This window comes from Streptomyces sp. NPDC045956 (assembly GCF_056430705.1).
Map to the genome: position 1 here is coordinate 241,570 of NZ_JBWKKZ010000005.1, position 25,937 is coordinate 267,506.

14 protein-coding genes (1 of these 14 running past the window's edge) are annotated in these 25,937 nt (G+C 73.7%); 1 reads left to right on the forward strand and 13 read right to left on the reverse strand.

The features are described 5' to 3' along the window. The 9 genes from AC07FV_RS15770 to eccD all read right to left on the reverse strand — a co-directional run. Positions 1-4,830, reverse strand: partial view of a lonely Cys domain-containing protein gene (locus AC07FV_RS15770; RefSeq protein WP_479087653.1) — the 5' end (the start) only. 23,820 nt of this gene lie to the left of the window's left edge; 4,830 of the gene's 28,650 nt are visible here — the first part of the coding sequence; it begins with the start codon at positions 4,828-4,830; its stop codon lies beyond the left edge, outside the window. Positions 4,831-4,911: 81 nt separating this feature from the next. Then, positions 4,912-5,298 (reverse strand): hypothetical protein, encoded by a 387-nt coding sequence (locus AC07FV_RS15775; RefSeq protein ID WP_479087655.1) that lies wholly within the window; start codon positions 5,296-5,298, stop codon positions 4,912-4,914. Position 5,299: 1 nt separating this feature from the next. Further along, positions 5,300-5,755, reverse strand: a complete 456-nt coding sequence (locus AC07FV_RS15780) for a YbaB/EbfC family nucleoid-associated protein (RefSeq protein WP_479087657.1) — start codon at positions 5,753-5,755, stop codon at positions 5,300-5,302. A gap of 124 nt (positions 5,756-5,879) precedes the next feature. Beyond that, positions 5,880-9,590 (reverse strand): AAWKG family protein, encoded by a 3,711-nt coding sequence (locus tag AC07FV_RS15785; RefSeq protein ID WP_479087659.1) that lies wholly within the window; start codon positions 9,588-9,590, stop codon positions 5,880-5,882. Between the two features lie 64 nt (positions 9,591-9,654). Then, the gene (locus tag AC07FV_RS15790) at positions 9,655-10,125 is read right to left on the reverse strand and encodes a type VII secretion system-associated protein (RefSeq protein WP_383649336.1); all 471 of its coding nucleotides are present in this window, start codon (positions 10,123-10,125) and stop codon (positions 9,655-9,657) included. 126 nt (positions 10,126-10,251) lie between these two features. After that, complete coding sequence (locus tag AC07FV_RS15795; RefSeq protein ID WP_383649337.1) at positions 10,252-10,560, reverse strand: WXG100 family type VII secretion target; 309 nt, start codon at positions 10,558-10,560, stop codon at positions 10,252-10,254. An 87-nt stretch (positions 10,561-10,647) separates the two neighbouring features. Further along, entirely contained in the window at positions 10,648-10,983 is a 336-nt protein-coding gene (locus tag AC07FV_RS15800) for a hypothetical protein (RefSeq protein WP_356609998.1), read from the reverse strand. 460 nt (positions 10,984-11,443) lie between these two features. After that, entirely contained in the window at positions 11,444-13,081 is a 1,638-nt protein-coding gene (gene eccB, locus AC07FV_RS15805; protein WP_479087662.1) for a type VII secretion protein EccB, read from the reverse strand. Positions 13,082-13,203: 122 nt separating this feature from the next. Beyond that, positions 13,204-14,610 (reverse strand): type VII secretion integral membrane protein EccD, encoded by a 1,407-nt coding sequence (eccD, locus tag AC07FV_RS15810; RefSeq protein ID WP_479087663.1) that lies wholly within the window; start codon positions 14,608-14,610, stop codon positions 13,204-13,206. A 468-nt stretch (positions 14,611-15,078) separates the two neighbouring features. Here eccD and eccCa point away from each other — a divergent pair, with 468 nt between their 5' ends. Further along, a complete protein-coding gene (gene eccCa, locus AC07FV_RS15815; RefSeq protein WP_479087665.1) occupies positions 15,079-19,161 on the forward strand; it encodes a type VII secretion protein EccCa in 4,083 nt (1,360 codons plus the stop codon). Between the two features lie 106 nt (positions 19,162-19,267). Here the strand turns inward: eccCa and AC07FV_RS15820 are convergent, their stop codons facing one another. From AC07FV_RS15820 to AC07FV_RS15835, 4 genes are all read right to left on the reverse strand, one after another. Then, positions 19,268-20,518, reverse strand: a complete 1,251-nt coding sequence (locus AC07FV_RS15820) for a S8 family serine peptidase (RefSeq protein ID WP_479087666.1) — start codon at positions 20,516-20,518, stop codon at positions 19,268-19,270. After that, positions 20,515-23,829: a right-handed parallel beta-helix repeat-containing protein gene (locus tag AC07FV_RS15825; protein WP_479087668.1), complete on the reverse strand. Its 3,315-nt coding sequence runs from the start codon at positions 23,827-23,829 to the stop codon at positions 20,515-20,517. Before AC07FV_RS15825 ends, AC07FV_RS15820 begins: the two co-directional genes overlap by 4 nt. Positions 23,830-23,903: 74 nt before the next feature. After that, a complete protein-coding gene (locus tag AC07FV_RS15830; protein WP_479087669.1) occupies positions 23,904-25,187 on the reverse strand; it encodes a ricin-type beta-trefoil lectin domain protein in 1,284 nt (427 codons plus the stop codon). After that, complete coding sequence (locus AC07FV_RS15835; protein WP_479087670.1) at positions 25,184-25,840, reverse strand: type VII secretion system-associated protein; 657 nt, start codon at positions 25,838-25,840, stop codon at positions 25,184-25,186. The genes AC07FV_RS15830 and AC07FV_RS15835 overlap by 4 nt, the downstream gene beginning before the upstream one ends. Positions 25,841-25,937: the final 97 nt, after the last annotated feature.

Here is a 25,937-nt window from a genome sequence, read left to right on the forward strand (position 1 = left end):
GTCGCTGCCGGCCACGATCTCCCGCCACCGGCCCGGGTCGCCGTCGGTGACGACCTCCCGCGCGATCCGGTCCCACTCCTCCGCGATCCGGCGCTGCGCGCCCGCGTCGCTCTCCCCGGCCAGGGCACGCAGCCGCAGGTCGTTCACGACGGAGTGGACCGGGTCCGGCACCAGGGCGTCGGCGATGTCGCCCAGTTCGGTGTGGGCGACACGGTCCCGCAGCCGCGTGCGCAGCCCGCCGACGCTCCACGCGGCCCAGGCGGGTGGGACCGCCCGGGAACGCGCGCTGTCGAGGACCGACCGGAAGAAGCAGTTGCCGTCGGGCCGGGCGGGGACCTGGCGGAAGGTGCGTCCGTCCGCCCGGAGGAGGCTCCCCGGCTCGGGGGCGGTGGTCACCGGGCCGAACGCGGTCAGATCCTCGGCGGGGCTCTCCGGGCGGCTCGGCACGGGCGACAGGTCGGGCCTGCGGCGGGCGAGTTCGGCGGTGTCCTCGGGGCCGAGGCCCAGTTCGGACAGGGGCAGCGGATCGTCCGACAGCCCCCAGGCGACCCGGGCCGACCGGGCGTAGTCGAGTCCGCGCACGTCGTCCCGGGAGACGAGCGCGGTCGGCGGCAGAGCGGGCGGCGGCGGGGGGATCAGGTCGTCGAGTGTGGTGCCGGGACCCTGGTCGGCCCGGGCGGCGTGCGCCGCCCGCAGGAAGGCCGTGTACTGCTCGGGCGTGGGTCCGGTGGACGGGTCGACGGCGGTGCGACCGCCCGCCGGACCGCCTCCGGCACCGTGCCAGTCGGTGACCATGCGGCGGAGCAGGTCGGGGGTCATGCGGCCGTCGCCGTAGCGCGCCGCGCCGTCCGTGCCGTGCCAGCGCAGGCCGTCGACGTGCGCGAGGCCGGCCAGCAGGTCCCGGGTGCCGGGCCGCTTCTCGGCGTCCGGTCCGAGCGCGTCGCGCAGGGTGCGGATCTGCTGGAGCGTGCGGGCGCGGGCGAACGGGTCCGCCGGGCCGGGGCCGTTGTGCAGACCGGCGTCGCGGGCCAGCCCGTCCAGGTCGGCGCCGCCGGGCTCCGGGGTGAACAGCCGCCACCGGCCCGGTCCCTCCCCGTTCTCCACGAGCACCGCGCGGACGTCGCCGTCCTCGGCGCGGGCCGTACCGACCTCGCTGGTCGGCGCGTACACGGGGCGGCCGGTCCGGTTCGCCACGTGCTGGGCGACCGGGAGGCCCGCGATCCTCGGCTGCCGCCCGGTCTCGCAGGAGTACAGCACCAGCGGCCGCTCCCGGTCGTCTTCGGCCGCCCACGCCTTGAGCGCCTCACCGAGTTGCACGCCGCTGACCTTCACGGTGGGACGGGAGGCGTCGTGGGTGCCGAGGGTGACGGTACGCGGGGTGCCGTGCCCCACGAAGTAGTCGGCGCCCTGCTCGGTGCCGGCGCCGGGGAGCGCGGTCGGCGGGCCGGTGAACACGGCACGGGGGGCGGACCTCGCCGGGTCCGCCGTGTCCGCGATGCCCGTCGTACTCGCCGTGCTCGGGACGGCGGGGCCGGACTCCGTGCGTACGCCTCGGAAGGTGTCCAGTCCGAGCAGCGCCCGGCGCCCGGCGTCTCGGGCCGTGCCGTCGTCGGCAGGGTCCTGGGAGATGGTCAGCGTCCGCACGGCGCGCCCGGGTTCGGGCCGTACCGCCGTGTCCGGAACGAGGCGCCGCACCTGATCCAGCGGGACGGAACGCCCGTCCAGTGTGGCCAGGGCCGGCTCGCCGCCCGGCCGCGGGACCCCGTCCACGGGGCGTACGACGACCTGGGCGGCGGGCGGCGGGGAGGCCATGGGCGAGGTCGCGCCGCCGTCCTCACCGGACTCCACGTGCAGTCCGACGGCGGGCTCGCTCCAGGGCCGCGACGCCGAGTCGAACTTGGCCGCGACGTCCGGGGTGACCCTCACGTCGGTGGTCGGGACGGCTCCCTCGGTGGTCGGGACGGCTCCCTCGGTGGTCGGGACGGCTCCGCCGGTGGTCGGGACGGCTCCGCCGGTGGTCGGCAGTGAGGGCTCGACCGGCGTCACCGGTGCCTTCTCGGGCGGGGCCGCGTCCGCCGAAGGCACGGGGCCCGTGTCCGCGAACGCGGTGCTCTCGGTGACGACGGGCCGCACGTCCGGGGCCGGACCGAGGGCGTCGGCGAGCGGGAGCAGCACGTCCGCGCCGGGGAAGTCGGTCTCCGGAGCGGGAGTGTCCGCGGTGACGGTGGCGGGAGCGGTGAGCGGGCGTGCCCGGACCGGGGCGTCGGGTGTCTCGCGGGTCAGCTCGACCGCGGCGCGTACCGGGCGGCCGGTGCCGTCCGGCGCGGCCGGCGGGCCCAGTACCACGGCGCGGTCGGCGCCGACCCGGTCGAGGAGCGCGGCCGCCTCGGGCGAACCGGCTGCCGGCAACGGCCCCTCGGACACGACGACCGTGAGCGGCGAGGCGCCCCCGTCGACGGTGACGGGGCCGGTCGCTTCGGCCTTCGGCGGCACGGGGGCGGTGTCGTCGGACGTCGCTTCCCGGGTCCCTGACACACCGTCCGTCGAGGTCACCGTCTCGGGGAGGGCGGCGTCCGAGCCGGGCGCGCCGGAGGTTGGCGGGTCCTGCTCCGACGCGGGGGCGCCGCCGTCGGAGTCCACGGCAGCACGGTTGCCGGCACCCGCGTTGCTCCCGGCACCAGCCCCCGGCCCGGCACTCGTACCGGGGGTGGTCGCGGTACCGGGGGTGGCCGCCGTGCCGGGGGCGGTACCGGGACCGGCCCCGGTGCCCGCGCCAGTGGCCGCGCCCGCGTCAGTGCCCGCGCCCGTGCCCGTGCCCGTAACGGTGTTGTTCCCGGCGCCCGCATTGACGCCCGTCCCGGCACCCGCACCCGCACCCGCACCCGCACCAACGCCCGTCCCCGCGCCCACACTCGCGACGCCACCCAGGCCCGTGCCCGTACCCGCACCGCCCCCCGTTCCCTCACCCGAACCAGAAGCGGAGCCGCTCCCCTCCCCCACCGGCACCGTGCCGTCGGTGACGGTGAGCGGTGGCGTCACGGTCACCGGTGTGCCGAAGCTCTCCAGGGAGCGGCGCACGCCGTCCGTGTCGACCTCCGCGGCGGGGCCGCTTCCCAGGGGGACGACGCGGATCTCCGGGGCCTGGGACAGGTTGCCGTGCAGGGCGTCGCGGACGCCGATCTCCGTGGCGCCGGGAGGCTGTGCGCCGCGCAGGGCGGCGAGGTCGCGGAGTGCCTGGTCACGGATGTCGGCGGAGCCGCGGTGCACCTGCTGCCACAGGGCGTTCTCCGTGGCGGTCACCGGCAGCGTGCCCGGGGAGTACGGCGGCGGGGCCGGCGACGTGTACGGCGAAGGGTCCGTCACGGAGTACGGCGGCGGGTCCGTGACGGCGTACGGCGGAGGCGAATCGGCGCCGCCGTCCACCGAGGACGGCACGGGGCTCATGCCGGCGCCGGTGCCGGTGCCGGTGCTGGTGCCGGTGCCGATGCCGGTGCCACCGGTGGTGTCCGGGTGTGAGGCGCCGTCGGTGCGCCCGGTGCCGCCACCGGTGCGCGCGGGCCCTTCGGAGTCCTCCGTCCTCGAGGAGGTGCCGTCGCCGCCGGAGACGGTGGGCGGCCTGTTGCTGAACCCTTCGAGGATGTTGCGCAGTTCGGCGCCGCCGTTCATGGCGCCGTCCGTGAGCGTGGCCTCGACCTGGCTGCTGATACCCGCGCCGACGAAGGTGGACCAGCTCGTGGACCAGTCGCCGTCGAACGCGCCCTTGATGAGGATCTCGGCGAGCGCCTCGCCGGAACCGGCGGCGAGGAAGTCGGCCGTGCCCTTGACGCCGTAGTGCCCGGCGAGCGCGCCCGGCCGGTCGACGTTGTTCCGCAGGATCTGGTTGTTCCGCCACAGGTCGGGGTTGCCGCGGAAGTTGTTCCGGAACGAGAACAGGTCCCGGAAGCCGGTCGGCGGCACGTACGGGTTGTTGGTGACCGGGTCGGGGCGGCCGTTCGGCGGGGTCTCGGCCTTGGTGTCCGGGTCCGGCTTCGAGTTCGGCGTGTGGTTGCCGGCGTCGAGGTCGAGATCGTTCCGCACCTTCGGCGGCGGCTTGAAGTCGAGGTCGGGCCCCTTCTTCAGGAAGGCGTCGTCGTAGCTCTTGACGATCTTGCCGGCGAATTCGGCGAAGATGCTGGTGAGTCCGCCGGCCGCGGCGCCGAACGCGGCGTCCTTGAGGATCTGGTTCCAGTCGAAGCCGTCAGGACGGCGGCCGTCGGGAGCGAAGTTCATCATCGCCAGCCGGACCGCGAACGTGGTGAACGCCTCGGAGAACGCCTCGGTCAGCGAGGGCGCGATGTGCAGCCGCTGGAGCAGGTGGCTGAGCGTGGTGAGGATGAGGAAGCGGCTGCGCATCTTGGCGAGCATGATCTGGCTCGCCGACGCGCCGCCGGTGAAGAACGACAGCGCCAGGTAGATGGCGATCTCGATGAGCAGCCGGATGACCTCGGCGATCACCTGCCACTTGGACTCCATGATGTCCATGGAGGTCTTGCGCCGGCCCTCGGCGATCTTGTCGAGTTGCTCGGAGAACTCGCGCAGGTAGTTTCTGCCGCCGTCGTCGGTGAGGGTGCCCATCGCGGCGGCGTACGCCTTCGACAGGTCGTCCGGCATGGACTGGCCGATGTCGTGCACCGACTTCTGGATCAGCGCGGACATCTGGTCGATCTTGCGGCCCAGCCGGGCGTAGGGCCCGCGGCTCTCGTAGGCGAGGTCCTCGTCCGCGTCGATGAGTCTCTCTCCCGTGAGGATGAAGATCATCGCGTTGACCTCGGGCGACGGCATGATGCTCATCGGCGGCCGCCCGTGAGGCCGTGCGGGCAGCACCGCGGAGCCGCTCCCGGCGTCCTGCGGGGGCGGCCTGCGGCGCGGGGGTCAGTGGCGGCCATGCCCGCCCGTGTCACCGCCCGGGCCGTCGAGACCGAAGCCGTCGGTCTCGATCCGGCTGGTGTTGCGGTCGATGTCCTCCAGGTTGCGGTCCCGGGTCCCCTCCATGAGCCGGACCTGGCTGAGCGTGGCGTCGGTGATGCTCACCAGCGCGTCGCGGACGGACATCATGGTGTCCTTGGTGGTCTGCCGCTCCTTCTGCTCCTGCGGTCTGGCCTTCTCCGCGAAGTCACCCGAGGTGCCGGGCCACGAGACCGTGGGGGCGAGACCGTCGAGGAACTCCTCGGTCATGCTCCTGGCCAGGGTGGCGATCTCCTCCAACTGCCCGGTCAGGGCCTCGATGCGGGCCGGGTCGACGTAGTACCGCTGTCCCATGTCAGTCCTCCCCGTCCTCGCCGAGCGCGTCTCGCCAGCCCGGGGCCGCGCCGTCCGCCCGTGCCGTCTCCTCGTCGTCCTTCTCCAGCACACCGGGGCCGAAGATCCGCTCCCAGTCCAGCTCGAAGCCCTTGAGCTCGGGCACCTCGCTGCTGGGTTCGGTGAAGGGGGCCATCGCCTTCATCACGTGCCGGTTCATCTTGAGCCGCGCCCCGCTCGCCGCTTCCAGGACACTGGCGGCCAACTCCTGCGGCGACATGGAGCGGTACTTGTCCTCCAGGAACTCGATGCCGGCCAGCTCGCCCTGCGGGCCCACGGTGGCGCGCACGGCGCGGTCGGAGGAGAGCACCGCGAACGAGGCCTGCCGCAACTCGCGTTCGGTGCGCTCGACCGCCTCCTGCGCCGACCGGAGTTCGGCCATGGCCTTCTCCAGGCGCTGTTCCAGTGGTTCCGTCACGTCCGCTCCCCCGATGTCCTGCGACTGCACAGTCGATCTTGCCCGATGAGGTGTCCGCCGCGACAGCCGGGGCCCGGTGGTGTGCGTCTCCCGGCGCGGGCGCGGCCGTCACCCCTCCCGGCCGTCATCGTCCGATGACGGCCGGCGTACCGCCCTCCTCGGTGCCCCACACGTCCGCGTCCTCCTCCAGGTAGTCGGCGGACGTGGTGACCCCCCGCCCCTGGCCCGTCGTCTCCTCCTCCGGGGCGTCACCGCCGGTGGTGGCCACGCGGGACGCCGGGGACAGGAACGTGTCGCCGTCCTCCTGACGGTTCCAGGGGCTGCGGCGTCTGCGGTTGCGGCGCTCGCTCTCTTCGGCCGCGTCGACGAGGACGGCCCGTACCCGCTCGCCGTTGCCCTTCTCGGCGCCGCCTCCGGCCCCGCCCATGCCGCCCATCGGCATACCGGGGGTGCCGGGCATGCCCGGGGCTCCGGCCGTGCCGGATGCGGCGGCCGGGCCGAGGGCACCGCCGCCGGCCGCGGTCGTGGCGTCGGACAGCGGGGCCGCGGCGCCCGTCACCAGGCCGTCGGTGCCGACGGAGGCACCGGCGGTGAGTCCCCCGCCACCGGCCGAGCCGAGCGACCCCCCGTTGCTCAGGCCCAGGCCGGAGGGCGAGAGGGTCTCGGTGCTGATGCCGCCGCCCCCGCCACCACCCCCGCCCGGCACGTTCAGGGAGCCGAGCCCGTCGAGGATGCCGCTTCCCTCCGAACTCGTCCGGGTGTCACCGGTGTTGAGGTCGTGCAGGTTCACCGTCTCGGTGTTGCCCCGGGCGTCGGTGACGGTGGCGATGCCGGTATCCGGATCGACGACCTGGGTGCTGCCGTCCGGGAACTCCGTGGTCAGCATGCCGTTGTCCAGGGAGGTGACGGAACCGTCGGGGTTGGTCACCTGCACGCCGTGGGTCAGGTCGGTGGTGGTGACGGACCCGTCCGGGTGCGTGGCGGTCAGCATCCCGGTCCCGGTGTCGAACGTCGCCCGGCTGCCGTCCGGGAACCGGGTGAGCAGGTCGTCGCCGGCCAGCGAGGTCTCTCCGCCCGTGGGGGTCCGCAGACCCGAACCGCCGTCCGCGTCGATGGTGCCGAGGTTGCCCAGGTCGAGGTCCCCGAGCCCGCCCAGCTCCCCGTTCGACTGGGTCGGCAGGTCGCCCGGGCTGCCGAGGTCGCTCCGGCCGTTGAGGCCGCCGAGGCTGCCCAGGTCGGTGGTGGTCGTCGTCCCGTCCGGGTCGGTCGTGACCGCCCGGCCCGTCGCCGGGTCGATGCTCTGCGTCGTGCCGTCCGGGAACGTCGTCGTCAGGTTGCCGTCATCGTCCAGCGACGTGACCGAGCCGTCCGGGTTGGTCACCTGCGCGCCGTTGCCCAGATCGGTCGTCGTCACCGATCCGTCCGGACCGGTCGTCGTCAGGGTTCCGGTGTCCGGATCGAAGCGCGTGCTGCTCCCGTCGGGGAACTGACTGGTCGGATCGCCGCCCGTCAGCCCCGTGGTGCCACCCGTGGGCGTGTCCAGCACGCCGTCGCCGGCCCCGCCGTTGAGGCCGCCGAGGCTGCCCAGGTCGGTGGTGGTCGTCGTCCCGTCCGGGTTGGTGGTGACCGCCTGGCCCGTCGCCGGGTCGATGGTCTCCGTACGGCCGTCCGGGAAGGTCGTGGTGAGCTTGCCGTCGTCGGTGAGGGAGGTGACGGAACCGTCCGGGTTGGTCACCTGCGTGCCGTTGCCGAGGTCCGTGGTGGTGGTCGTGCCGTCGGGGCCGGTGGTGGTGAGCAGTCCGGTGTCCGGGTCGAAGCTGGTGCTGCTGCCGTCCGGGAACCGCGCGACCGGATCGCCGCCGACGAGGCCGGCGGTGCGCTCGGACGGCAGCCTGGTGCCGCCGCCGGAGTTGAGACCGCCGAGGCTGCCCAGGTTCGCCGTCGGGGGTACGGTCGTCTGCTGGTCGCCGTTGCCCGTGCCGCCGGTGTCGCCCAGGCCGGCGAGGCTCTCGCCGGCCGCGTTGCGGGCGTCGCCGAGGGCGTCGGGGTTCCCGGTGAGCAAGTCGTCGCCGCCCCCGCCTCCGTTGATGCCGCCCATGTCGCCCAGGCTCTCGGTGACCGGGAGGTCCCGGTTCAGCATGTCGTCGAGGCCGCCGAGGTCCGTCGTCGTCGGGTCGTTGAGCGTGCGCAGCTGCTCCTGGGCCTCGGCCGCCTGCTTCTCCTGCTCGGCGCGCAGTTCGTCCTGGTAGCGCTTGTCCTCTTCACGCTGGCGGTTCTGCTCCTCGCGCAGCTCGTCCTGGTAGCCCTTGTCCTCCTCGCGCTGGCGGTTCTGCTCCTCCCGCAACTCGTCCTGGGCCCGTTCGTCCTCTTCACGCTGGCGGTTCTGCTCCTCCCGCAGCTCGTCCTGGGCCCGCTTGTCCTCCTCGCGCTGGCGGTTCTGCTCCTCCCGCAGCTCGTCCTGGTACCGCTTGTCCTCTTCACGCTGGCGGTTCTGCTCCTCGCGCAGCTCGTCCTGGTACCGCTTGTTCTCCTCGTTCTGCCGGTTGATCTCCTCCTGGGCCTCCTTGGCCTTGCGCTCCTCGTACTCCTGCGAGGCGGTGCTGGTCGACTTCGGCTCGGGGACGTTCTCCGTGAAGTCGCCGCCCAGGTCCAGGAAGGTGTTGTTCAGCGTGGACTGCACGCCCCGCGCGGGCTTGACGAGGTACTCGTCGACGCCCCGGCTCCAGATCTGCACGGCCTTGTCGCCGACCTTCGCCCAGTTGGCGATGTCGGTGAGGTCGCCGTACTCGGGGTGGGTCTGCGAGAAGCCTTCCTTCGGGTCGTGGTAGGTGGACGAGGAGTACGCCGAGTAGGTCGTCTTGATCTCGGTCTGGGCGACGTTGTTGGTGTCCACCCACTGGGCCAGGTCGTCCAGGACGTACCGCAGCACGCGGTGCGGGTCGTAGTAGTCGGACCTGGCCCAGGTGATCCAGGCGTCCAGCAACTTGTCGGCAGCGTCCTCCAGGGCGGAGCGGGCCTGGGAGAGGGCCCGCGAGTACACCGTCTTGCCGGTGCCGTCGCCCTCGCCGGTGCCGGGCGTCCTGTCGAACGTCTCGATGTAGGCGTCGTAGTTCTCGCGGATCTTCGTCAGCAGGCTGCGGAAGACCTCCGCGGCCTCGCCCTTCCAGGCGGCGTCCTCCCGGCCGAGGGCGTCCTCCCACTCCTTGATCTTCGGACCCTGGTCCCGGAAGAACTGGGCCGCGAAGTCGAAGCTCTGACCGGTGGTGTCGAAGGACTTGAGGTCGACCGCCGCGCCCTCGGCCACCCCGAGGTTGCTGAAGCGGGCGTTCGCCGTGTTGCCGCCGAGCAGTTCGAGGAGCGCCGTGCGCGGCCCGTTCATGTACCGGGCGAGCGCGACGGTGCTCATCTGGTCCTTGTTGTAGTCCTTGAACTCGTTCCCCTCGCGCACGGAGGCGTTGGCGACGTCGTCCGTCCCGGGGGCGGCGAAGATCGTCTCGTCGCCCGCCCGCACCCGGCCCTCGAAGACGATCCTGGCCTGCTTGATCTGGGTCTTCTTGCCGCTGTCGAAGAACCAGATGTCGTAGTCCTGGCCGGTGTTGCGGAGGAAACCGGAGGCGTCCTTGACGAACGAACCGAGGCCCCGGTCCCTGATGTCCATACGGAACAGCTTGCCGCCGTGGTCGGAGCGGAGGGTGTCGAAGACGGTGCCGCGGTCCGGCACGGGGTAGCCGGTGATGTGCGTGACCAGGGTCGCCCAGACGTCGGACGACGCGTCCGTGACGTCTTCGTACTTGTTGACGTTCTCTTTGGAGTTCGCGTCGTAGCGGTCGGCCACCGGGCGCCCTCTCTGGTCGGGGTGTCGTGGTCACGCGGCACGGGTGCCACGCGGTGCGGGAGGTCTAGGAATCGGAGTCGTCCCCGCCGCTACCGCCGGCGGTGAGGGCGTCGACCTCGTCGAAGTGCTGGAGCAGCGTCTGGGCGTCGATCGCGTCCAGGTTCTTGGCCTGGGTCTTCTCCGCCCCTTCGATGGTCTCGGTGAGCGCTTCCCCCAGCTCCTTGTACAGGTCGATCTGGTCGCCCAGGAGCTTGTCGAGGGCCGTGGCGGCCTCACGGACGCCCTCGAGGAGCTTCGGGCCCGAGACCAGCGCCTCGGTGGCCATCTTGCCGATGCGCAGCAGCTGCTGGTTCTGGTCGAGGTTGTCCTCGGTGGTGTGGCCGTCGACGAGGTCGCCGAGGGTGCGGGGGTCGCCGTTCCCGCCCCCTTCCCGGTGCCTCTTCGCGCTCTTGTAAGCCCGGTCGACCTCGTAGTCGCGGAAGTTCGCCATCGCGGACAGGTCGAAGTGCTTGATGTCTGTCGGGTTGTCGGCCATCGGGAGCTCTCCTGCCGCTCGGTGGCGGATACGCGGGCTGCGAAAGGGGCGGGGGCACACCGGTACGTGACCGCCGCGGCGCGCCGCCCACCTCTCGTGACTGACGCGGGCCGGGCCCGGCGGGTCTCAACGTGCGCGGACGTTGCCCCAGTTGTCGGCGCTGCGACGCTCGTCGCGGGAGTGGTTGTCGTGGATGGACTGGATCAGCGTGCCGTTGTCGTTGAGCAGGGTGGCCATGTTCTTGGTGGCCTGGTCCCACTCCATCTGCACCTGGCGGTACATCTCCTGGTCCGCACCCTCCCAGGAGGCGACGAGCGGCTTCAGCTCGTCCTCCAGGTTGTTGAGGGTGTTGATGATCTGCTGCGTCTGGTGCGTCAACTCCTCCACGGCCTTGCGGACCAGGGGGTACTGCACGTCGATGATGCCGTCGGCCATGACGTCTCCTCTCGGGTGGCCGGACGTCTCGCGTCCGGCGGGCTCGAACAGTGCGGCCTCACTGGGGGCCGCGGGGGGCCGGACGCGTCAGAGCAGCGCCTGGAAGACGCCCTGACTGGTCTTGCTGTTGAGAACCTCGGTGAGGTCCTGGTTCTCCTGCGCCAGCCGGTTGGCGGAGGTGACGTTCTCCTGGAGGGCGTCGATCATCTTGCTGATCTGGACGACGACCGTCTGCGCCTCCGCGTTCCAGCTGCGGAAGAGCTTCAGCAGGGCCTGGCCCTCGTCACCGCCGACGCCGGAACGCGAGGCGATCTCGCCGACGTTGTTCTGGATCTTCTCCACCTGGCTGCGGGCGGCCTCCAGGGACGACACGCCCCCCAAGCCCTTGGCATAGTCCGCTTTCCTCGCGGCGCTGTCCGCCATGTCGCGCTCCCTTCGTTCGAGCGATCACGTTGGGGTGATCAGTCGCACCGTTGCCCGCTGAGGCTAAGTAGAGGCTCCCGTTCCGCGCAACGCGCTCCGGAAGTTTTCTGAAGTTCTTACGGTGACTCAAATTACGTCCCGAGCACCGATGTTGACCGTAGGTTTCGGGCGGATGAACTCTTCCGCCGGGCCGAACTGTCCGTCATGCGGCATCCGTACGGGCGGTGAACCCCATGCGGGCGCCATTCGGGCGCGCGGAAGCGGCAAACGGTCATCGGGCGGGCCCACGGGGCGGGATAAGCGCGCCATCCGGCCCATTCACGGGACATCCGCCGGACCGGAAATTCTGAGCTTTCCCTGAGGTTCGGCGGCGACCGGAAAGAACGAAAAGGTGCCCGCACCCGTGGCCGCTACACCCGCCCCGAACGGAGAGACCCCCCGCCTTCCTCCTTTTCCACCCTCAGAAATCCCTTTGGGTCTCTTGTCGGGACCGTGACGCGGTGTCCGCTGTGTCCTGAGTGGGCGACGGGTCCGCTGTGACGAAGCTCGCGGCCGTGCCCTTCTCTTCCCCGTCCCCTCCCTCCTGCCGCGCGTCCGTCCGGCAGTCGGGTGCCGTGACGCGGGCCTTCGCGGCGCCGGAGGCCGCGTCCGGGTCCAGGTCCGCGCCGGTCGGCAGCGTCGCGAGCAACGGCGCGGGCACGGAGTCGATGTCGCCGGCGGCGTACCCGAGCGCCTTGAGGGAGTCCTCGGCGGGGACGCGGTACTTCACCCCGTTCTCGGCGACCAGGTAGGTGGTGCCCGCGTGGGCGGCGCCGCTGGCGTGCAGCGCCCGCACCAGGGCTCCACGGCCGGGCCGGACGACGGTGGCGTCGGCCGGTACGCAGGCCTGCCGCACCGGGGCGTCGGTGCCCGCCGACACCGCCACCGGGGCGAGCGCGGCCAGCGGGGCCAGCACCGAGGCGATGCGGGCTCCGGCGTCGCCGCCGTCCACCTGGGCGCACAGGGCGCTGCCGCGCGGAACGGACTGCGGGGCCGGCGGCGCGTCCGGCAGGCCCGCTGTGCCCGCCTGGCCGGCGCCCTCGGCCCGGTGCTCGCGCAGTGCGTCGGCGCCGACCGTGCGCGCCTCGGGCGACTCGCCCCGGTAGGCGTCCTTCTGGGTGGCCGGGTCACCCAGCGCCAGGGCGGCTCCGAGCCGGGTCAGCGGCACCAGGCCGTCCTCGCGCAGCAGGTGGTACGAGCTCTCGCCGCCGGGCACGCTCACCTCGAAGACCTGGCCGACGCGGGTGGGCTCGCCACCGAGCTCCGGGCCCTGACCTCCGCGTCCCGGCACGTCGGGCGAGCGCAGTACGGGGCCGGGGGCCAGCGCGTCCAGGAAGGCCGCCGAGACGGGCACCGCCTTCTCCGAGCCGTGTCCGAGCGCGGTGCGGGCGTCGGACTTCTCGTCCAGCGGCAGCCTGCTGCCCCGCCACACCAGGTACTCCGTCTCGTCCGGGCCGCGCACCAGCACCGCGCGGTCGGCGGCGATGTCCGTGGTGTCGACCGGCGCGCCGGCCACCAGCGTCGTCGCCCCGGCCTCGTCGACGGCGGAGGCGGAGAGTGCCGCGGACGTGCTGGGGTCCGCGCCGTCCGGGCCGGTGACGCACATGTTCCAGGCGCCGTTGTCGAGCTGCCCGGCCTCCGGCAGGCTGTCGGGGGCGCCGGGGATGCCCACCGGGCCGCCGACGGGGACGCCCCGCAGCGAGGCGGTGCCGACGTCCTCGGTCGGCAGGTCGGCCCCGCCGATCAGGCGCGCCGAGGTGTAGTTGCGCACCGGGTGCAGTACGCCGTCGGTGTCGGTCCACAGGTAGCGGGCGCCGGTGTCGCGGTTGACCACCAGGTGCCGGCCGTCGCGCCAGCTGTCGTTCCCGCCCGGGCGCAGCAGGCCGTAGACCACGGCGCCGGCACCGATGAGGACGGTGAACAGCACGCCGAAGACGACACCGCGGGTGGTGCGTCCGAGCGGGCTCTCGGGAGCGTCCGGGTCGGCCGTCAGCAGTCCCGAACTGAGCCTGCCCATCATGAAGCTGTGGGCCTGTACCTGGTCGCGCTTGGACTGCACGGCCTCTCCTCGTCTCGTCGTCCATGTGCCCGGGGACGTGGGCACGCTCCGTGGCGGCCTCCAGGGCCGGTCCGACCGTTCACGTCTGCCTCCGGGCGGCGACGCGAAGAGTCGGGCGGGCCCTAGCCGAACAGTCCGCGCAGCCAGCCGAAGAGGCCGGCCACCCACAGGCTGAGCGGCAGCAGCGCGACCGCGAAGACGGTGTGCGCCAGCTCCGCCGTGCGGCCCCAGTACGGCAGCATCCGGCGGCCCGGAACGATCCAGGCGGCGATCACCAGGCCGGCGGCGACCGCCAGCAGCACCGCGAAGACCACCAGGCGGGTGTCGCCGTCACCGTCCACCGCCCAGGCGCGGGCGAGCAGCAGCAGGCCCGCGACGCCCGGCAGCGCCAGCGTCAGCCGCTGCCCGATGTGGACCAGGCCGCGGGAGTGCAGGAGCAGCAGCAGGCTCAGCACGAGCGCGGTCAGCACCTCGGGCAGGTTCGGGTGTTCGGCGAGGACGACGAGGGCCGCCACGGCGGCGGTGCCGGTGGCCGCGAAGAGCGCGGTCACCCAGCGTCCGGCCAGTTCGGTGCGCTCGGCGACCTCGTCGCCCGCGTAGGGCTCGATGCCCTCCTGCAACTCGCCGGCGGAGGACGGCAGCGCGGGCATCCGCATGCCGGCCAGCTTGAAGGCGAACGGCGCGACGGCTCCGGCGCCGAGTGCCAGGACCGCCATCACCAGCGCCACCGCGGCCGGTGCGTGCAGCCCGGTGTAGCCGATCAGCGCGCCGGTGACGGCGGTGGCCACCGCCACCAGTGCCGTCGCGAACAGGGACGGGGCGGCGACGGCGGTCGCCGCGAGGGCCAGCACCGCGCCGCCCGCGCCCGCGGCGCCCGCCGCCAGCAGGCGCGCGCCCACCACGCGGGCCGCGTCGGGGCCGGTCAGGTCGCCGCCGGGCAGGATCCAGCCGGCCAGGGCGAGGCAGGGCGCGACCAGCAGGCCGAGGACGGTCGCCGTGAGCCGGTCGCCGACCGCGCGGCTGGCCGAGCCCGCGCCGGCGAGCACCAGCACTCCGGTCACACCGGCGCAGGCCACCCGCAGCGAGTCGGAGCCGTCCAGCCCGGGCCGGAACACCAGCAGCAGGGCGAGGGCCAGGGTCGCCACCGCCGCGCCGCCCAGCAGTGAGCGGGCGGCGTTCGGGCCCCAGGTGCGCATCCGGCGGCCGACCGTGTCGGATATGCCGTCCACGAGGTCGTCGAGGCGGGCCTCGGGCAGGGCCTCGGTGTGCGGGCGCAGGTCGAGGACGTCGCCGTCGGCGAGGCCGGCGCGGGCGAGGGTGGTCTCCTCGTCGAGCGGGGCGTCGCCCAGCCGTTGCAGCACCCAGCCGGCGTGGTCGAGCCCGGCCTCCTCGGTCTCCTCGCCGACGTACCGCAGCAGGGTGGGCAGCAGGTCGGTGACCGGTACGCCGGCGGGCACGGCCAGGTCGACGGAGACGTTCGGCGCACGTACGGTCAGGCGGCACAGTTCGGCCACCGTGCTGTCTGTCATCAGCACAACTTTCGTCATCCGTGGGGGGACTTCGGCAGAAGGAGTTCCACGAAAAGGGGACGGGAGCAGAATACGGAACGCGGCTTCGGCGGAGCGGAGGGGTCCCGACGCCGGAACGCCGGGGAATTAGGGGCCGCGTACCGAGCGGTACGCACGCCCCGCGTGGACAGGCCGCGTTCGGTGAATGCAGACTACTGCCTACGCCCGTCGGATCGTGTCGTGGGCCTCGCACCGCGCCCGGAAAGGGAGTTGCCCGCTGCGCACGTCCCGTGCCCGATTCCCGCCCGGGAAATCCACGTGACTTCCGCTGCCCCGCGGGCCGCCCGGAACCGGCGCGGTACGGCCCGGTCCACCCCCGGGCGTACCGATTAGCGGTGCGGGTCGCGGTCGCAATGCCCAGTGATAGCGGAGGTCCAGTCCTTGAGTGTGGTGTTGTTTCGCCGTCCCGCCCGCAGGCGCGGTCCGGAGATGCCCGAGGGCCAACTGACCCTCCAGGAACCGCCGGTCCTCTCGGAGACCGTGCCGGACACCTCCGCGATCTGGACATACCTGCCGATGGCGCTCATGTCCATGTCGATGATGCTGATGTTCCTGCGCCCCGGCGGCGGGAACGGCGTCTTCATGTACCTGGCGCTGGGTGTCATGGCGCTCTCCGCCGCCGCCATGCTGCTCGGCCAGCTGATGCGCCGCTCCGGCGAGCGCAAGCAGCGCCTCAAGGGTGAGCGCCGCGACTACCTCCGTTACCTGACGCAGATCCGCAAGCGGGTGCGGGCGACCATCGTGGAGCAGCAGCGGGCGCTCGCCTGGCGCCATCCCGAGCCCGGCTCCCTGCGGTCCCTGGCGCGCACCTCACGGCTGTGGGAACGGCGCCCGGCCGACGAGGACTTCGGCGAGGTCCGCATCGCGGTGGGCGAGCAGCAGCTCGCCCTCACCCTGAACCCGGTCTCGACCCGGCCCGTCGAGGACCTGGAACCGCTGTGCGCGCACGCCCTGCGCCGCTTCATACGCGCCTACTCGACCATTCCCGAGCAGCCCCTCGGCCTCTACCTGCGTTCCTCGGCCCGCGTTCTGCTGCGCCCCGAGGACCCGGGCGGCGAGGACGGCGCGGTCGCGGAGGTCCCGCCGCGGGGACGGACGCTCGGCCGCGCCGCCGAGGGGGCGCGTACGGAGGAGGCGCGTGGCGGGGACGGGACACGGCCCGGGGCCGGGGTGCGTCCGGGCGGCCCCGCCGACGAGGCGCTGGCGGACCTGGTGCGTGCCCTGATCGCGCAGCTCGCCGTCTTCCACGCCCCCGAGGAGCTGTGGCTCGCCTTCTGCGTCAGTGACGACCGGCGTGCCGACTGGGAGTGGGTGAAGTGGCTGCCGCACGTCCTGGACCCGCACGAGGAGGACGGCGCCGGACCGGTCCGGCGGGTCACCGCGGACCTGACCGAACTGGACGACCTGCTCGGCAGCGAGTTCGCCGAGCGTCCCGGTTTCGACCCGGACGCCCGGCCCGGCCGTGACGAGCCGTTCACCGTCGTCGTCCTGGACGGCGTCACCGTGCCCGAGGGCCACCGCTGGGCCGGCCACGGCTACCGCAACGCGCTGGTCCTGGACGTGTCCGGCGCGACGCGCTGGCGTCCGGGCCGCAACACGCTGCGCCTGACGGTGGGGCCGGACACGATCAGCCTGGTGCGCACCGACCGCAGCCGCAAGGAGCGGTCGGTGCCGCTGGGCCGCCCCGACCGGCTCGGCCCGCTGGGCGCCGAGTCCCTGGCCCGGCTGCTCACCGCCCGCCGGATGAGCCTGGGCACCGACATCGCCCAGCCGCTGGAGACGGACATCGAGCTGACCGCGCTGCTCGGCATCCCCGACCTCCACCGGCACGACGCGCGGGCCCACTTCGCCCGGCAGACCGGGTCCGCCCGGCTGCGGGTGCCGGTGGCCGTGGGCGTCGACGGGCGCCCCGTCGAGCTGGACATCAAGGAGTCCGCGCAGGGCGGCATGGGCCCGCACGGCCTGCTCATCGGCGCCACCGGCTCCGGCAAGAGCGAACTGCTGCGCACCCTGGTCCTCGGCCTGGCGCTGACCAACTCCTCCGAGACCCTCAACTTCGTCCTCGTCGACTTCAAGGGCGGCGCCACCTTCCTCGGCCTGGAGGAGCTTCCGCACACCTCCGCCGTCATCACCAACCTCGCCGACGAGGCCGCCCTCGTGGAGCGCATGCAGGACGCGCTGCACGGCGAGCTGATGCGCCGGCAGGAGCTGCTGCGCGCGGCCGGCAACTACACCTCGGCCCTGGAGTACGAGCGTGCCCGCGCGGGCGGCGCCGCTCTCGTACCGCTGCCCAGCCTGTTCGTGGTGGTCGACGAGTTCAGTGAGCTGCTCTCCGCGCACCGGGAGTTCATGGACCTGTTCGTGATGATCGGCCGCCTCGGCCGTTCCCTCGGGGTCCACCTGCTGCTCGCCTCGCAGCGCCTGGACGAGGGCCGCATGCACCAGCTGGAGAGCCATCTGTCGTACCGGATCGGCCTGCGCACCTTCTCCGCGATGGAGAGCCGCGGTGTGCTGGGGGTGCCGGACGCCTACCAGCTGCCGTCCGCGCCCGGCAACGGCTACCTGAAGTCCGGCGTGGAGTCGCTGACCCGGTTCCGCGCCGCCTACTCGTCGGGCACCTACACCCGCCGTACCGGCGCGGTGGCCCGGGCCCGGGTCGCCAGTCAGGTGGTGCCGTGGACCAGCGGCTGGGTCGTGCCGCGTGCCCCGGAGGCCCCGGCGGAGCCCGAGCCCGTCACCACGGAGGCCGACGAGGAGGAGGAGACGCTGCTCGACGTGGCCCTGGACCGGCTGCGCGACTCCGGTCCCGCCGCCCACCAGGTGTGGCTGCCGCCGCTGGACACGCCCGTGCCCCTGGACACGCTGCTGCCCGGCATCGTCGCCGACCCCGAGCGGGGCCTGAGTGCTGCCGACTGGTCCGGCACCGGCCGGCTGCGCGTGCCGCTCGCCCTGGTCGACAAGCCCTTCGAGCAGCGCCGCGACCCGCACGTCGTGGACCTGTCCGGAGCAGGCGGCCACGTCGCCATCGCGGGCGGTTCGCAGAGCGGCAAGTCCACCCTGACCCGTACGCTGATCGCCGCCCTCGCGCTCACCCACACCCCGGCCGAGGTGCAGTTCTACTGCCTCGACTTCGGCGGCGGCGGCCTCTCCCAGCTGGCCTCGCTCCCGCACGTCGGCGGGGTCGCGGCCCGGCTCAACCCGGAGCGCGTGCACCGGGCCGTCGCCGAGGTGATGACCCTGCTGGCCCGCCGCGAGCAGTTCTTCGTGGACCACACCGTCGACTCGATGCAGTCCTACCGGCGTCGCCGGGCCGCCGGGGAGTTCCCCGACGAGCCCTTCGGCGACGTGTTCATGGTGGTCGACGGCTGGTCGACGGTCCGCCAGGACTACGACGACCTGGTGCCGAAGTTCAACGAGCTGGCCGCCCGCGGCCTCAACTACGGCATCCACCTGCTGATCAGCACGACCCGCTGGGTGGAGCTGTCCGCGCAGGTCCGGGACCAGTCGGGCACCCGTCTGGAACTGCGGATGGGTGACCCGATGGACTCCGAGATCGACACCCGCAAGGCGCGCTCGGTGCCCCGCAGCGGGGGGCGCGGCATCACCCCCGACAGCAAGATGCACTTCCTGGCCGCCCTGCCCCGTATCGACGGCAGCGGTTCCCTGGAGGACCTCGGCGAGGGTGTCGCCCACCTGGTCTCGGAGGTCTCCCGGCACTGGACGGGGCCGTCCGCCCCGCAGGTCCGGATGCTGCCGCACCGGCTGCCGGTCGCCGAACTCCCCGCCCCGCAGCCGACGGAGGGCGGCGGCATGCGGCTGGCGCTCGGCATCGACCAGGATGCCCTGGAGCCGGTCTGGCACGACTTCAGCCGCACGCCGCACCTGACCGTGATCGGCGACACCGAGAGCGGCAAGACCAACCTGATGCGCCGGATCACCGAGGGCATCACCGCCCGGTACGCGCCCAACGAGGCGAAGATCATCGTGGTCGACTACCGCCGTACGCTGGTGGACACGATCCCCGAGGAGTACCGCATCGGGCACGTGATCTCCCTGGACAACCTCAAGGAGACGGTCGAGGGCGCGGCTCGCGCGATGAAGACCCGGGTGCCCGGGGCGGACGTCGCGCCGTCCCGGATGCGCCGGTGCGACTGGTGGACGGGCCCGCGCCTGTTCGTCCTCGTCGACGACTACGACATGGTCTCCGGCAACTCCTTCCAGAGCCCCTTCGAGCCGCTCTTCGAGCACCTGGCCCTCGGCTTCGAGATGGGCCTGCACATGATCGTCGCCCGCGGTGCGATGGGTGCGGGCCGCGCCATGAGCGACGCGCTGCTGCGCCGCCTGGACGAGGCCAACAACCCGGCGGTGCTGCTGTCCTGCCCGCCCACCGAGGGCAACCTCTTCGGCAACACCAAGCCGCGCAACCTCCCGCCCGGCCGCGCCCTGCACGTCGCCCGACGCAAGGCGCAGCTGATCCAGACGGCCCTGGTGGAGAGCGCACCGGAGAGCTGACGGACAGCGGTACGCGCGGCGCCCGGGGGCGGTCACTCAGGTGACCGCCCCCGGGCGTCACGGGAGAAGGCGGGCCCAGGGGCCGAAGAGGGGCGGGGGCCGGTACTCAGTCGCGGCCGGTGTCCGCCGGGCGCCAGCCGCGGGCGCGGGCCCGCGGGACGGCGATGACGGCCCAGAGCACGGCGAGGACGCCGGCGGTGCCGAGGAGGACGAAGACGGTGGCGCGGTCCGCGGCCCGGTCGGCGGAGGCGGTGTCCCGTACGGTGACCGGTCCGGCGGCGGCCTGCGTCCGGGCGGGGGCGTCCGCGTCGTCCAGCACGGTGGTGAGGGCGGCGTAGGCGTCCAGCTGCGGGGTGTCCGCCGGGTAGGCGGTGGCCGTCAGCCGGTGGACGATCTCCTCGGGGGTGTCGTCCGGGCGGGCGGAGCGGATCAGCGCGGCGGTCCCGGCGGCGTAGGCGGCGGCGACGGAAGCACCGGCCCCCAGGTAGTGGCCGTCGCCGCGCGGACCGCCGGAGACCACGCCGGCGCCGGGCGCGGCGAGGTCGACGCCGTCGGTGGGCAGGGCGTCGTCCGGGCGGTCGCCGCCGGGGAGCATGTCGGCGACGGACAGGACCCCGGGCTCGCCGGCCGGCCAGTAGGTGCGGGTCGGCGTCTCCCGCGTGGCGTTGCGGGTCGGCGGGTCGGGGGTGGCGGCGGCGACGACCACCGCGCCCGCGTCGATCGCCGCGGCGACGGCGGAGGTCAGCCCCTCGTCCCGCTTCGGCAGGGCCACGCCGATGGCGATCACGTCCGCGCCGGCGGCGGCCGCGTCGCGCACCGCCCGCGCGACCAGTGCGGCGTCGGCCGAGCCGCGCTCGTCGGTGCCGCGCAGGGCCAGCAGCTCCGCGCCCGGCGCGACGCCGGGCAGCCGGGTGCTGCCCCAGCCCTCCCCGACGATCAGTCCGGCGAGGAACGTGCCGTGCCCGACGCAGTCGTCACCGGCCGCGCCCCGGGCGGTGACCCGGCCGCCGAGTCCGACGGCGTCGGCGCGGACCCCGGTGTCGACCAGGGCGACGGTGGTCCCCGCCCCGGTGCCGTGCTGGTGCGTCCGGGCCAGGTCGAGGCGCTGACGCGACCAGTCCTGCTTCTCGGCCTTCTCGCGCGAGGCCGCGGTGCACTCCACGGCGTCGGCCCCGGGGTCGAGCGCGGAGGGCATCGGCGGCAGGCCCTGACGCTTGCCGTCGGCGGCGGGCGCCGCGCTCGCCGGCCCGGCCACGGCGGGCGCGGCCACGGCGGGCGCAGCGACGGGCAGCAGCAGGGTCGCGGCCAGCGCCGCGCCGCACAGGGGGCGGACCGCGCCCGTCCCGCGGCGCTTCACCGGGCCGCCTTCGGGATCGCGGCGGTGACGTCCGCCGGCAGCAGGACCCGCAGGTCGTCCAGTGTGGGCGCGGCGAGCGAACTGAGCCGCCCCGCCTGCCGGGTGACCATCGCCTCGACCATCTGCCGGGCCAGCCGGGCGTTGCCGAAGGACTGGTCGCGGGGCAGCGTGTCGAAGTACTCGCGCAGCAGCGGGCCGGTCCCCGGACCGCACTCGTACCCCATGGCGGAGGCCTGGGCGCGGACGATGGTGACCAGTTCCTCGGAGGTGTAGTCGGCGAAGGTGACGCGGCGCGGGAAGCGCGAGGCGAGGCCCGGGTTGGAGGCGAGGAAGCGTTCCATCTCGCCGGTGTAGCCGGCGACGATGACCACGACGTCGTCCCGGTGGTCCTCCATCAGCTTCAGCAGCGTGTCCACCGCCTCCTGGCCGAAGTCGTTGCCGCCGCCGCGCGGGGTGAGGGTGTAGGCCTCGTCGATGAAGAGGACGCCGCCGCGGGCGCGGTCGAAGACCTCCCGGGTGAGCTGGGCGGTGTGTCCGACGTACCGGCCGACGAGGTCGGCGCGGGCCGCCTCGACCAGCTGGCCGCGCTGGAGGATGCCCAGCCGGCCGAGGATCTCGCCGTAGAGCCGCGCGACGGTGGTCTTGCCGGTGCCGGGCGGGCCGGTGAAGACCAGGTGGTGGCTGAGCGAGGGGACGGGCAGTCCGGCGGCGGCGCGGTGGCGGGCCGTGGTGATGAGGTTGACCAGGTCCGTGACGTCGCGCTTGACCTCGGCGAGGCCCACCATGTCGCCGAGGCGGGTCAGCGGGTCGTCCTCGGGCACGCCGGTCCCGGCGGCCCGCTCGGCGGCGGACGTGGAGACGTCCTCCGGCAGCAGCAACCGCAGGTCGCGCTCGCCGACCTGCGGGAGGGTGGCGAGCCGGACCGCCTGCCGGTCCACCATCTCCTCGAAGACACCGCGCGCGGCCCGGCCGTTGCCGAACCCGGCGTCCCGGGGCATCGCCTCGAAGTGCGCGGCCAGCGCCGCCGCCGTGCCCTCGCCCAGCTCGTACTGGTGCGCGGCGCACATGCTCTCCATGATGGCGACCAGTTCGGGCACGGAGTAGTTCTCGAACTCGACCGTGCGGGAGAAACGCGACCCGAGGCCGGGGTTGGACGCGAGGAACCTGGTCATCTCGTCGGTGTAGCCGGCGACGATGACGACGACGTCGTCGCGGTGGTCCTCCATCAGCTTCAGCAGCGTGTCCACGGCCTCGCGGCCGAAGTCGGCGCCGCCGTGTCCGCTGTCCGAGGTCAGGGTGTACGCCTCGTCGACGAAGAGGACACCGCCGAGGGCCCGTTCGAAGGTCTCGGTCGTCTTGATCGCCGTACCGCCGACGACCTGGGCGACGAGGTCGGCGCGCGAGACCTCCACGAGGTGTCCGTCGCGCAACGATCCCAGTTCGGCGAGGATCGCGCCGTAGAGGCGGGCGACGGTGGTCTTGCCGGTGCCGGGCGGGCCGGTGAAGACCAGGTGGCGGCTCATCGGCGGGGCGGACATGCCGAGTTGTTCTCGGCGCTGGGCGAGCTGGGTGAGGTTGACCAGCGTACGGACCTGTTCCTTGACGTTGTCCAGGCCGATCAGCGCGTTCAGGGCGCCCAGCGGTCCGTCGGGCCGGTCCTTGGCGGGCGCGTCCGCGGCCCCCGAGCCCGCCGGGTCGGTGTTCTCGGCGCTGCCCGAACCCCAGGCGTCGCGCTTGGCGTTGCCGGTGCTGGTGAGTCCCTCGACGGCGAGCCGCTCGCCGGGGTTGGTCTGCACGAGGCCGCCGCCCTCGTTCTCCCGCGCGAGGCAGTCGACGAGCGAGATCGACGCGGTGGACTCCACGCGGAAGCCGTCCTTCGCCCCGCCTGCCACCTCGCAGCCGCTGAGCGAGGCGATGGCGCCCTCGCGCAGCAGCACGCCGTGGCCCCGTGGGGTGTGCACGGAGGTGCGGTTGGCGGTCAGCTCGCCGCCTGCGTCGACGACGACGCCGTCCGCGCCGGACCTCTCGACGCGGAAGTCCCGCACGGTGACGTTGCCGCCGTCCTCCAGGACGAGGCCGCTGCCGGTGGCGTCGAAGACACCGCCGCCGGCCAGGTACAGGGTGCTGCCGCCGGCGACGCGGACACCGGAGCCGCCCGGCTGGACGATCTCGCAGTCCTCGATCCGGCCGCGGGCGTCCTTGGCGGCGGTGATGCCGTCCCCCGACGGCTCCACGAGGCGGGCCCGGCGCAGCAGCGGGTTGGCTCCGGCGCGCAGCGCGATCGCCGGGGCGCCGCCGATGACCTCCAGTCGGTCCAGCTCCGCGGCCGCGTCCTCCTCCAGGAGCACGCCGGTCTCGGCGCAGTCGCGGATCGTCAGGCCGGTCAGTGCCGGTGAGGCCGCGCCGGCGACCCGCAGCGCCGCGCCCTGGGCGCCGTCCACCCAGCAGTCCTCGAAGGTGCCCCGCGCCCGGTCGGTGACGACCACCCCGTGGCCCCGGGTACGGGAGACCCGGCAGCGGCGCAGTACCGGGTCGGTGCCCCCGGCCAGGGTGACACCGGTGCCGGACGCGCCGGTGACCCGGACGTCCTCCAGCGTCGTACGGCCGCCGCTGCTCAGGTGGACGCCGTTGGCGGTGTCGTGCACGACCGTGCGGCTCACGGTGAGCGCGGAGTTGCCCTCCAGGGCGAGGGACGGCTTGTCGGTGGAGGAGATGTCGCAGTCCTCGACCGAGCCGCGGGCCTCACCGTTGGCCAGGATGCCGTTGCCGCGGGCGTCGCGCACCGTGCAGCCCCGGACGCGGGCCTCGCCCTGCTCGGCGATGACCAGGCCGCTGGTGCCGAGGTGTTCCAGGGTGCAGCTCTCCACGGTGGTCGGCGTGGTCGAGGTGACCACGATGGCCGCGCCCTGGGAGTTGCTCACCCGGCAGTCCCGCAGCGCCAGCGAGCCGGTGCCGCCGGCCAGCATCGCCGTCCAGGCGGCGCCTGCTATCTCGCAGCCGTCGAGCGCGGCCTGGCCGCGCCGCACGTCCACGGCGGGGGCTTCGGCGTCGCTGCCGCGCAGCGTCAGCTCCGACAGCATCACGGCGTCGGCGCGCAGCGCGAGGACGCTGCCCGACCTGGGCCGGATCTCCACGGTGCCGCGTCCTTCGGCGGCGGTGAGGGTGACCCGGGTGTGGATCACCAGGTTCTCCGCGTACGTCCCCGGCCGGACGCTGATGAGCGCGCCGGTGCGGGCCGCGGCGAGTGCCTCACCGATCGTCCGGAAGCGGTCCCGGTCGTCGGGACCGACCGAAAGTACCTGGCGCGACACGCGCGAACCTCCTAGCTCAGTCTGCGTCTTGGGCAGGGCCCGGTCGAACGGGCGGCGGACGGCCGCTTCCCCGTTCAGACGCTCCATTTCTGGTTGTCCAGCCCCGTGCAGGTCCACAGTTGCACACGGGCCCGGGCGTTGTGGTCGTGGCCTTCGATCTCGACGCACATGCCCACGGCCGTGTTGACGAGGTCGTGGGCCTCGTTGAGCGCGAACTTCTGCGCGGCGACGCCGGTGCAGCGGGCGAGTTGGATGGTGGTGCCCTGGGTGAAGTCGGCGCCCGCCACGTCCATGCACAGTCCCTGGGTGCGGAGGGTGCCGTCGGAGGCGAACCGGAACTTCTGCGCGTCGGCGTTGTTGCAGTCCCACATCCACAGCGCCTTGCCGTCTGAGAAGTCACTGCCGGGTACGTCGATGCAGCGGCCGGAGAGGTGGCTGTGGAACGACACGGGGAAGCCGAGAACGGGCCCCGCGGGGGCGTTGTCCTCGGCCTTCTCCGCGGAGTCCTCAGCGCCGGCAGCCTTCCCCTTCGCCTTCTCCGCCCCCGCCTTCTCCCGCGCCTCCGTCTTCCGCGCCGCGTCCTCGGCGGCCTTGTCCTCGGCGGCCTTGTCCTCGGCGGCCGTGTCCTCGTCGTCCTTCTTCCCGCCCCCGGCATCCGGCTTCGGCGCAGGTACCGCCTTCGGCTCCTGGGGCCCCTTCTCGTCCGCGGAGCCGTTCGGCTCGGGGGAGCTGACCGCGAAGTCGCCCGTCTCGTCCCGCTCGTCCCCACCGAGGACGGTCGCCGCGGTCGTCGACGTCCGCTCCTCCTTGTCGTCGTCGTCCGGCCCGAGGAGCAGGAACGGCACCGCGATGAGCAGCGAGCCTCCGATCGCGGCGGCGGCCAGCACGGCCCGGCCCGGCCGTCCCACCGGCTTGGCCGCGTCGTCGGGTCGGTCGATGGCCGTGGCGGTGATGGTCCGCACGAGCAGGGGGAGCCGGCTCTTGGCGACGGCGGCGCCGCCGGCCTCGGTGTCGGTGCCGGCACCGGCCGGGGCTCCGGAGGCGGTCGTCGGGGCGGCAGCCTCGGGCTCCGCCTTCTCGCTCGGGGCGGCGGCCTCGTTCTCCGGTGCCGCCTCAGCCTCGGGTTTCGCCGCGAGAGCCGGTTCCGCACCGGCGCCGGAACCGGGGCCGGAGGAGGCGGGTTCGGCGGCGACTCGTGTTGCCGTCCCGGCCCCGCTTCCGGCCTGGGCGGCGGACTCGGTGCGGTCGTCCGCCGACGTGCTCGTGCGGGGTTCGGCGGCGGAGGTCGGCTCGCCGTGGGAACCGGACTCCGTGCGCGCAGCCGGAGACGTGGGGGGCCGCCGCGTCGGACGTGTCACTCGTACCTCCCGGAGGTGTGGGGCCAGGGGCCTGCCGGTTCCTCGCCGCGGTCCGCCGGAACTCGGTCCGCCGGAACGAGGAGGGGGGCGACCGCACCGGCGTTGACCAGCAGCGAGATGGTGGGGGCGTGGGCCAGGGTGCGGGTCAGCTCCCGGGCCGGAAGGGTGTCATGGCGAAGTGTGGGGGACATGAACGCGTGTGCCGGTGAGGTGAACACGAGCACCACGGGCTCCCCGTCCTGACCCGCGGCGACCAGCGGGGTACCGTCCGGTCCCGATACGACGGTGACCTCGGCGTCCGCCAGCGTGGCGACGGCCTCCTCCACGGAACCGTAACCGGTCGCGGCGCGCTGTGCCGCCGCGTCCACTGGGTCGGTGGGCTCGGGCCAGCCGAGGGCACGGGCGGAGGGACGGTAGGCGGGGTTGGCGCGGTAGGTACCGACGGCACCGGCGTCGTCCGACCGCCACTCCCCCAGCACCGCCCATTCCGGCGGGGGCCGCTCCTCGGTCCACTCCGGGTCCACCACGCCGATCCAGTGTCCGGGCGCCTGCCGGGCCGCGTCACGGACGGCCTCGGGTATCGCGGGGGTGCCGTCGGTCCGGGCGGTGCCGGAACCGGACGACGAGGCCGGGGTGCCGGGCGTGGCCTCCATGTGCTCTCCGGGCCGCATATCCACTTGAACTCTTGTTCCTCCGCACCGACGTTGATCAGCCGGAGCCAACAGAATGCCACAAGGGCCTGTGTGTTGG